Origin of the sequence: Mycobacterium asiaticum (assembly GCF_001668675.1) — a bacterium.
Classification (GTDB): Bacteria; Actinomycetota; Actinomycetes; order Mycobacteriales; family Mycobacteriaceae; genus Mycobacterium; species Mycobacterium asiaticum_D.
In genome coordinates this window covers 1-8,719 of record NZ_LZKQ01000113.1, presented here as the reverse complement: position 1 = coordinate 8,719, position 8,719 = coordinate 1, and the positions used below count along the sequence as shown (strand labels likewise).

General features: G+C 65.7%; 9 protein-coding genes. 4 read left to right on the top strand and 5 right to left on the bottom strand.

The features are described from left to right. The 3 genes from dmpG to A9X01_RS10005 form a co-directional block, all read right to left on the bottom strand. Positions 1 to 1,032, bottom strand: a 1,032-nt coding sequence (gene dmpG / locus A9X01_RS10015; RefSeq protein ID WP_065120611.1) for a 4-hydroxy-2-oxovalerate aldolase, incomplete at its 3' end; no start/stop codon positions are given. Beyond that, complete coding sequence (locus tag A9X01_RS10010; protein ID WP_065120610.1) at positions 1,029 to 1,943, bottom strand: acetaldehyde dehydrogenase (acetylating); 915 nt, start codon at positions 1,941 to 1,943, stop codon at positions 1,029 to 1,031. The genes dmpG and A9X01_RS10010, both read right to left, overlap by 4 nt. A 46-nt stretch (positions 1,944 to 1,989) precedes the next feature. Further along, positions 1,990 to 2,775, bottom strand: a complete 786-nt coding sequence (locus A9X01_RS10005; protein WP_065120609.1) for a 2-keto-4-pentenoate hydratase — start codon at positions 2,773 to 2,775, stop codon at positions 1,990 to 1,992. Between the two features lie 72 nt (positions 2,776 to 2,847). On the opposite strand from A9X01_RS10005, the gene kstD reads away from it, so the two are divergent. Continuing rightward, positions 2,848 to 4,530, top strand: coding sequence for a 3-oxosteroid 1-dehydrogenase (gene kstD, locus A9X01_RS10000; RefSeq protein ID WP_065120612.1), 1,683 nt, complete (start codon positions 2,848 to 2,850; stop codon positions 4,528 to 4,530). Further along, entirely contained in the window at positions 4,530 to 5,390 is an 861-nt protein-coding gene (locus A9X01_RS09995; RefSeq protein ID WP_065120608.1) for a MaoC/PaaZ C-terminal domain-containing protein, read from the top strand. The genes kstD and A9X01_RS09995 overlap by 1 nt, the downstream gene beginning before the upstream one ends. A gap of 89 nt (positions 5,391 to 5,479) precedes the next feature. Here A9X01_RS09995 and A9X01_RS09990 read toward each other — a convergent pair whose 3' ends face one another. Both A9X01_RS09990 and cynS read right to left on the bottom strand, forming a co-directional pair. After that, positions 5,480 to 6,325: a type IV toxin-antitoxin system AbiEi family antitoxin gene (locus tag A9X01_RS09990; protein ID WP_065120607.1), complete on the bottom strand. Its 846-nt coding sequence runs from the start codon at positions 6,323 to 6,325 to the stop codon at positions 5,480 to 5,482. 206 nt (positions 6,326 to 6,531) lie between these two features. Next, positions 6,532 to 7,002: a cyanase gene (gene cynS / locus A9X01_RS09985; protein ID WP_065120606.1), complete on the bottom strand. Its 471-nt coding sequence runs from the start codon at positions 7,000 to 7,002 to the stop codon at positions 6,532 to 6,534. A gap of 107 nt (positions 7,003 to 7,109) precedes the next feature. Between cynS and cynR the strand changes: the two genes are divergently transcribed. Together cynR and A9X01_RS30840 are read left to right on the top strand one after the other, a co-directional pair. After that, entirely contained in the window at positions 7,110 to 8,027 is a 918-nt protein-coding gene (gene cynR / locus A9X01_RS09980; RefSeq protein ID WP_065120605.1) for a transcriptional regulator CynR, read from the top strand. Between the two features lie 169 nt (positions 8,028 to 8,196). Then, positions 8,197 to 8,719, top strand: a 523-nt coding sequence (locus A9X01_RS30840) for a PE family protein (RefSeq protein ID WP_216638907.1), incomplete at its 3' end; no start/stop codon positions are given.

The window sequence follows — 8,719 nt, the reverse complement described above, 5'->3', positions numbered from 1 at the left end:
CACACCGTTTTCTTGCTCACGCTTGATCTCGAGCGCGATGTCGATCAGCTGATCTTCCTGACCGCCGATGAGTTTGCGCTGGCCAGCGCGATGCAGCAGCTGGTGGGCCGGCACCCCGTAGCGCTCGGACTGGCGGATGGCGTGCTTGAGGAAGCTGGAGTAAACGCCCGAGTACCCCATGATCAGGGCGTTGCGGTCCAGCAAGCATTCGGCCGGCATCGCCGGACGGACCACGTCCTCCGCGGCGTCGGCGATATCGAAGAAGTCGATACCTGTCTTGACGCCGATTTTGTCGAACACCCCGATCAGCGCCTCCACCGGCGCGTTACCGGCCCCGGCGCCGAACCGGCGCACACTGCCGTCGATCTGCTTGGCCCCGGCGCGCACTGCCTCAACCGAGTTGGCGACCCCCAGTCCCAGGTTTTCGTGCCCGTGGAAACCGACCTCGGCATCCGACCCCAGCTCGGCGACCAGCGCGGCCACCCGGTCGGCGACCCCGTCGAGAACGAGCGCGCCGGCGGAATCAACGACATAGACGCATTGGCAACCCGCGTCGGCCATGATCCGGGCCTGAGCGGCCAGTTTCTCCGGCGGAATGGTGTGGGCCATCATCAGGAACCCGACGGTCTCCAGGCCCAGCTCGCGGGCCAGCCCGAAGTGCTGAATGGAGACGTCGGCCTCGGTGCAGTGGGTGGCGATGCGGCAGATGGAGCCGCCGTTGTCCTGCGCCTGCTTGATGTCTTCTTTGGTGCCGACACCCGGCAGCATCAGGAAGGCGATCCTGGCGTCGCGCGCCGTCTCGGCGGCAAGCTTGATCAGTTCCTGGTCGGGCGTCTTGGAGAACCCGTAATTGAACGACGAGCCGCCCAGGCCATCCCCGTGCGTCACCTCGATCACCGGTACGCCCGCGGCATCGATCGCCGTCACGATCGCCCGCACTTCGTCCTTGGTGAACTGGTGCCGTTTGTGGTGCGACCCGTCGCGCAGCGAGGTGTCGGTAATCCGCACATCCCAAATCGAGGGTGAAGTCATCGTGCGCCTCCCGTCACGGCCAGCGTCTCCTTGGCGATCTCCTCGCCAACCTTGGTCGCGGCCGCGGTCATGATGTCCAGGTTGCCCGCGTACGGCGGCAGGTAATCGCCGGCGCCCTCCACCTCGACGAACGTGGTAACCAGAGCCTGGCCGCCGGAATTGATCGACGGTTCGTCGAACTGCGGCTCGTTGAGCAGCCGGTACCCCGGCACATACGTCTGCACCTCGGCGACCACTTCGTGAATGGACTTCGCGATCGCGTCGCGGTCGGCGTCCTCGGGGATGGCGCAGAAAATGGTGTCGCGCATGATCATCGGCGGGTCGGCCGGGTTGAGGATGATGATCGCCTTGCCGCGGGCGGCGCCGCCGATCGTCTCGACTCCCCGCGACGTGGTCTTGGTGAACTCGTCGATATTCGCCCTGGTGCCCGGCCCTGCAGACACCGACGCGACGGACGCCACGATCTCCGCGTACGGGACGTCGACCACCCGGGACACGGCGTAGACGATCGGGATCGTCGCCTGCCCGCCGCAAGTGATCATGTTGACGTTCGGCGCGTCCAGGTGTGCGCGCAGGTTGGCCGGCGGAATCACCGCCGGTCCGACCGCCGCCGGAGTCAGGTCGATGGCGCGGATCCCGGCCGCCTCGTATTTGGGCGCCGCGTCCTTGTGCACGTAGGCGCTGGTCGCCTCGAACACCAGGTCGGGCTTCTCCGGCTGTTCCAGCAACCAGTCGGCGCCCTTGTGGCTGGTCTCCAGCCCGAGCTTGCGAGCCCGCGCCAGACCTTCGCTGTCCGGGTCGATGCCTACCATCCAGCGCGGTTCCAGCCAGTCCGACCGCAGCAGCTTGTAGAGCAGATCAGTGCTGATGTTGCCCGATCCGACGATGGCAACACTGGCCTTGTCCGGCATGTGAACGCTCCTTACCCGATGGTCGCGGCGTGACCTATTCAAAGACTTATTCAAACGCCAACCGGACGGCACCCAGTCCCGCGAAGTCGGCGACGAATTCGTCGCCCGCCCGCGCATCGACGGCGAAGGTGCACGATCCAGGTAACACGATGTCACCCTTTTTCAGGCGCACACCAAAACTTTCCACCTTGCGGGCCAGCCAGGCCACCGCAGTGACCGGATTTCCCAGCACGGCGTCGCTACGGCCCTCCGCGATCAGCTCCCCGTTGCGGGTCAGCTTCGCGTCGATCCCCTTGACGTCGATATCGCCCGGTAACACCCGAGCCTCCCCAAGCACGAATCCCGCCGATGAGGCGTTGTCGGCGATGGTGTCGCAGATTTTGATCTGCCAGTCCTTGATCCGGGTGTCGATCAGCTCGATCGACGGCACCAGGGCCTCCGTCCCGGCCAGCACGTCGTCCTCGGTGCATTCCGCGCCGGGCAGATCGGCCGACAGGATGAAGCCGACCTCGACCTCGACCCGCGGCAGCAGGTAACGCGACGTCTGCACCGCGACGTCCTCGAACACCTGCATGTCGTCGAGCAGGTGCCCGTAGTCGGGCTCGTTGACGCCCATCATCTGCTGCATCACCTTCGACGACAGCCCCACCTTGTGCCCGACCACCCGGGCGCCTTCGGCGACGCGCTGCCGGATGTTGATCAGCTGGATTTCGTAGGCGTCGACGACGTCGATATCGGGATAGGCGGCCGTCAACGGGGCGATCGGCTCGCGGCTCCGTTCGGCCTGGGCCAGATCGGCGGCAAGCTCGTCACGGGTCCCAACATCGAGCATTTGCCGAAGTCCCCTCGTTCTCGTGACCGGGCCAGTAGCGCCCGACCCGGGCAATTCTATAACGTGTTCTACATGACAGCACAGGAGTACGACGTCGTCGTGGTCGGGAGCGGCGGCGCCGGCATGGTGGCTGCCCTGACCGCCGCGCACCGCGGCCTCTCGACAGTAGTCATCGAGAAGGCGCCGCACTTCGGCGGCTCGACCGCCCGTTCGGGCGGCGGAGTGTGGATTCCCAACAACGAAGTTCTCGAGCGCGCCGGCGTAAAGGACACCCCCGAAGCGGCCCGCACCTACCTGCACGGCATCATCGGCGACGTCGTCGAGCCAGAGCGCATCGACACCTACTTACAGCGCGGGCCCGAGATGCTTTCCTTCGTGCTCAAGCACACCCCGCTGAAGATGTGCTGGGTGCCGCGGTACTCCGACTACTACCCGGAGGCGCCGGGCGGACGGGCCGACGGACGTTCGATCGAACCGAAGCCGTTCAACGCTCGCAAGCTGGGGCCCGACGAAGCCGGCCTGGAACCCGCGTACGGCAAGGTCCCGCTGAACGTGGTTGTGATGCAACAGGACTACGTGCGGCTGAATTTGCTGAAACGGCACCCCCGCGGCGTGCTGCGCAGTCTGAAGGTCGGTGCGCGGACCATGTGGGCAAAGTCGACCGGCAAGAACCTCGTCGGCATGGGCCGGGCACTCATCGCGCCGTTGCGAATCGGGTTGCAGCAGGCGGGGGTTCCGGTCGTGCTCAACACCGCGCTGACCGATCTGCATGTGCAGGACGGCCTGGTGCGCGGGGTCTATGTGCGAGACACCGCGGCGTCCGAATCCGCTGAGCCGCGCCTGATCCGGGCCCGCCGTGGCGTCATCCTGGCCTCCGGCGGGTTCGAGCACAACGAGCAGATGCGGGTGAAGTACCAGCGCGCCCCGATCGGTACGGAGTGGACGGTCGGCGCCAAGGCGAATACCGGCGACGGCATTGCCGCGGGCGAAAAACTGGGCGCGGCCCTGGATTTCATGGAAGACGCCTGGTGGATCCCGACGGTGCCGCTGGTGGGTGCGCCGTGGATCGCTCTCTCTGAACGCAACTCCCCTGGCGCGATCATGGTCAACATGTCGGGCAAGCGGTTCATGAACGAGTCGCTGCCCTACGTCGAGGCCGGCCACCGCATGTACGGCGGCGAGCACGGCCAGGGCCCAGGACCCGGTGAGAACATCCCCGCCTGGCTCGTGTTCGACCAGCAGTACCGCGACCGCTACATATTTGCGGGTTTGCAAGCAGGACAACGCATCCCGCGTAAGTGGATGGAGTCGGGCGTCATCATCCAGGCCGACACACTGGCGGAACTGGCCAGCAAGGCCGGTTTGCCGGTCGAGGAGTTCACCAAGACGGTGTCACGCTTCAACGAGTTCGCCCGCGCCGGGGTCGATCAGGACTTCCACCGGGGCGAGAGCGCTTACGACAGGTACTACGGCGACCCGACGAACAAGCCGAACCCGAACCTCGGCGAGCTCACCCACGCTCCGTATTACGCCGCAAAGATGGTGCCCGGTGACCTCGGCACCAAGGGCGGCATTCGCACCGACATTCATGGCCGGGCCCTGCGCGACGACGGCAGCGTCATCGAAGGCCTCTATGCCGCAGGCAATGTCAGTTCACCGGTGATGGGCCACACCTACCCGGGACCCGGCGGCACCATCGGGCCGGCCATGACATTCGGGTATCTGGCCGCACTGCACATCGCGGAGGCCCGGTAATGCCGATTGATGTCGAGGTCGCTCTCGCCGCCGAGCTTGATCCGATCGAATTCTCCTGGACCAGTAGCGATATTCAGCTCTACCACCTTGGCCTGGGTGCCGGAGCGGACCCGTTGGACCCGCGTGAACTGCGTTACCTCGTCGACGACACGCCGCAGGTGTTGCCCACTTTCGGCAATGTTGCCGCGTCGTTCCACATGACGAAGCCGCCCACCGTTCAGTTCCCCGGCATCGACATCGAACTCAGCAAGGTGCTGCACGCATCCGAGCGCGTGGAAGTGCCGGGGCCGCTGCCGCCTTCGGGATCGGGTAAGGCCGTCACCCGGTTCACCGACATCTGGGACAAGGGCAAGGCCGCGGTGATCTGGAGTGAGACGACGGTGACCGCACCCGACGGCAGCCTGCTGTGGACGCAGCGGCGGTCGATCTTCGCCCGCGGCGAAGGCGGATTCGGCGGTGACCGCGGGCCCTCGGGTTCGGACGGCGTCCCCGACCGCGCGCCCGACCTTGAGCTCGCGGTGCCGCTCCTGCCGCAACAGGCGCTGCTGTACCGGTTGTGCGGTGACCGCAACCCACTGCACTCCGATCCCGGATTCGCCGCTGCCGCAGGCTTTCCCGCACCGATCCTGCACGGGCTGTGCACCTACGGCATGACCTGCAAAGCGATCACCGACGCGCTGTTGGACGGAGATGCCGGCGCGGTGGCGGCCTACGGCGCACGTTTTGCGGGCGTCGCGTATCCCGGTGAGACGTTGCAGGTCAACGTTTGGAAGGAAGACGGCCGCTTCCTGGCCGGCGTCGTCGCACCCGCACGCGACAACGCCGTGGTACTCAGCGGCGTCGAGCTGATCCCGGCCTGACGCCCGCGCCTGGCCCTAGCGCCCGGCCCCGCGTGCCGGCCCTGTCGCCGAGCGTCACGCCAGCGTGGCTCCCGCCGTCGAATGTCACGCTAGCGTGACGCTCGGTCGGCAAGCGCGCCTCGTACCCGGCGGATGATTTGCTCGGGCCGATCCTCCGCGACCACTCGGATATCAATCCAGCCTTGGCGCTTGATCTTTTCTTGTCGGCGGAGGTCCCAGGCGTATCGCCGCTTATCGGTTCGATGCTGTTCGCCGTCGTATTCGGCGGCAACTTTTACCTCTTCCCAGCCCATATCGAGATATGCGAACACTGCGCCGAACTCGTCACAAACCGGAATTTGCGTCTGCGGACGTGGCAACCCGGCCCGAATCAGCAGCAGCCTCAGCCAGGTTTCCTTTGGTGACTGTGATCCGCCGTCGGCAAGATCGAGCGCAATCCCCGCCTTCCGTATCCCGCGACGGCGGGGATATCGCTCAGCGAGTTGCGCCACTTCGGCGGGCTTCAGGTCCGTGGCCGCCAGTAAGGCATCGAGTCTGGCCACCGCGTCGTCGATGGGATACCAGCAGCCCAAGTCGAGTGCCGTTCGCGTCGGCGTCGTCACCGGAACCCCGTCCAGCCAAACGATCTCGTCATCCTCGATGCGATCACCCCGGGTCTTGATTCCGGGCATTGGATTTCGGTTGGTGTGCAGAATGTCCGTCGGCGTGCCCGGTTCGACCCACTTCGCACCGTGTACGGCACTCGCGGTCAGACCAGAGACAATGCCGCGCCGTCTCGACCACAACCATGCCGCTCTCGCACGCACGTCGGGCGTCAACTCGGCATGCTTGGCGACGTACACGTCGCGATGCAGCCTTTTGTACCGCGTCCGAAGTGCGCTCTTGACGAGATCCCCGTTTGCAACGGCTTCACTGCCGAGAAATGGCTGCGCCACGCCGGCAGAGTTGCACGAAGCACGACGGCAGTCACATCAGTGGGTGCCGGCTATCCACAGCGTCACGCTAGCGTGACGCTCGACGTCGGCCGTCACGCTAGCGTGACGCTCGGCGGGCGGAGTAGAGCACGCTCGACGTCGACTGCAACGCTAGCGTGACGCTCGATGTCGGCCGCCACGCTAGCGTGACGCTCGGCGAGCGGCCCTCAGAATGGCTTGACGGGCAGGTACTTCCCGTCAAGCGTGATCACCGCGCGCTCACCGCCCTCGGGGTCCGGCACCTTGTCCACGTGGAGCTTGAAGTTGATGCCGCTGATAATGCCGTCGCCGAACTGCTCATGGATTATCGCCTTGAGCGTGGTCCCGTAGGTCTGGATCATCTCGTAGAGCCGGTAAACCGTCGGGTCGCTGGGCACGCCGCCAGGGATGCTGCCCCGAGACGGGATTGTCTGTAGCAGCGCCGCCGCATCGTCGCCAAGGCCGAGCAGGTCCGCAACCGCGGTGGCGGCCTCCCTTGGCAATGCGTGCTGACCAAGCATCGCCGCGGTGGTGAAGACAACGGACAGGCCCGCGGCGTCGGCAATGTCTTGCCATGTCAAGTCTTTGGCGATCTTGGCGTCCACCGCAGCGACGGCGAGAGCTTGGCGTGCAGCGGGGTTCAACTGTGCGTGAGTCATTGGATTTTCCTTTCTCTACGACTACGCATCAACCATGCGCGCACCAATGCCATAGTGTCCAAGACGCTTTTCTGATCGGATCGATAGGTTTCATCTATAGTCAGGTCATGCAGCCGGAACTGCGCCACCTGCGATACCTGCAAGCCGTCGCCGATCGCGGGAACTTCACCCGCGCAGCCCAGGACCTCCATGTCTCCCAACCGACGTTGTCTCAACAGATTCAGCAACTGGAGCGCGGCATCGGTGCGCAACTCCTCGATCGCACCGGCCGCTCTGTGCGCCTCACCGATGCCGGTCAGGCCTACCTCGAACACGCTCACCGGGCACTGCAAGAACTCGCCGCCGGACAACGGGCGGTCCATGACGTAACCGACCTCTCGCGTGGCCATCTCCGGCTTGCCCTTACCCCCACCTTTACGGCCTACCTTGTTGCACCACTTATCGCCGAACTGCACACCCACCATCCCGGCATCACTGTGACAGTTCGGGAAATGAGTCAGGACAGCATGGAAGGCCAACTCTTGGCCGACGAACTCGACCTCGGCATCGCCTTCGATCAACCGCACCGGCAAGGAATCGCCGCCACAACTCTTTTCACCGAAACGCTCGTCGTCGTCGCCGGCGCGTCCAACCCCGTCAGACGACTGACCGGCAAGACCGTCGAACGCCAGCCGCTGGCCCTGATCACCACCGATTTCGCCACTCGCGGTCACATCGACGCATATTTTGCCGAACACCGGATCACACCGCGAATCAGCTTGGAAGCCAACTCGATTCAGGCGCTCATCGAGATAGTCCGGCACACCCCGCTGGTCACCGTGCTGCCCGACGCAATCGCCGCCCACCACCCGCAGCTCCGCCCGGTAACACTCGAGCCGCCCCTACCGACGCGGACCGTCACTCTGCTCACCCACGAGGGCACCTACCAAACCGCCGCCGCGCGAGCATTCACGCGCCTCATCCGCGAGTACGTGTCGCAGACCATGCCCCTCGCTGAGGGCGATACCCCGGGTATTCGGCAATAACGCGAGTACCGGGGGGCCGTCGCAGCGTGACACCGACCCCATGCCGCTGCTTTCATAGCAAACTCAATTATCGAACGCGTCAATTTGGACGTCCGAGTCGCGATACTCACAAATCGATGCGGGTCCAGCACCCGGCATCTGCTGTCTTGTTTTTCAGAGAGGTGGCTCGATGTCGTTTGTCGTTGCAGCACCGGATGCACTAGCGGCGGTGGCTGGTGACCTAGCACGCCTAAGCTCCACAATCAGCACGGCCAACGCTGCGGCTGCCGGGTCGATCACGAATGTTGTGTCGGCAGGCGCCGACGAGGTGTCAGCGGCTATTTCGGCAGTGTTTTCCGCCCATGCCCAGCGGTACCGGGTGCTCAGCACGCAAGCAGCGGCGTTCCATGAGCAGTTTGTGCAGACCCTCAGCGCCGGTGCGGGCTCCTACGCGGCCGCCGAGGTCGCAAATGCCGAGCAGGCCGCGCTGAACGCAATTAACGCACCCGCACTGGCGCTGCTTGGGCGCCCGTTGATCGGCGACGGCGCCGCCGGCGGACCGGGTCAGGCTGGCGGCGCAGGCGGGTTGTTGTACGGCAGCGGAGGAGCCGGCGGCGCCGGTGGCTCCCCGGGGGTGGGGGGCGGGGGGGGGGGGGGCGGGGGGGGGGGGGGGGGGGGGGGGGGGGGGGGGGGGGGGGGGGGGGGGGGGGGCG

Excerpts from the sequence above, each read along its gene's own strand:
- A9X01_RS10005 (WP_065120609.1), bottom strand. The coding sequence starts at position 2,775 with ATGCTCGATGTTGGGACCCGTGACGAGCTTGCCGCCGATCTGGCCCAG.
- cynS (WP_065120606.1), bottom strand. The coding sequence starts at position 7,002 with ATGACTCACGCACAGTTGAACCCCGCTGCACGCCAAGCTCTCGCCGTC.
- kstD (WP_065120612.1), top strand. The coding sequence starts at position 2,848 with ATGACAGCACAGGAGTACGACGTCGTCGTGGTCGGGAGCGGCGGCGCC.
- A9X01_RS09995 (WP_065120608.1), top strand. The coding sequence starts at position 4,530 with ATGCCGATTGATGTCGAGGTCGCTCTCGCCGCCGAGCTTGATCCGATC.
- cynR (WP_065120605.1), top strand. The coding sequence starts at position 7,110 with ATGCAGCCGGAACTGCGCCACCTGCGATACCTGCAAGCCGTCGCCGAT.
- A9X01_RS10010 (WP_065120610.1), bottom strand. The coding sequence starts at position 1,943 with ATGCCGGACAAGGCCAGTGTTGCCATCGTCGGATCGGGCAACATCAGC.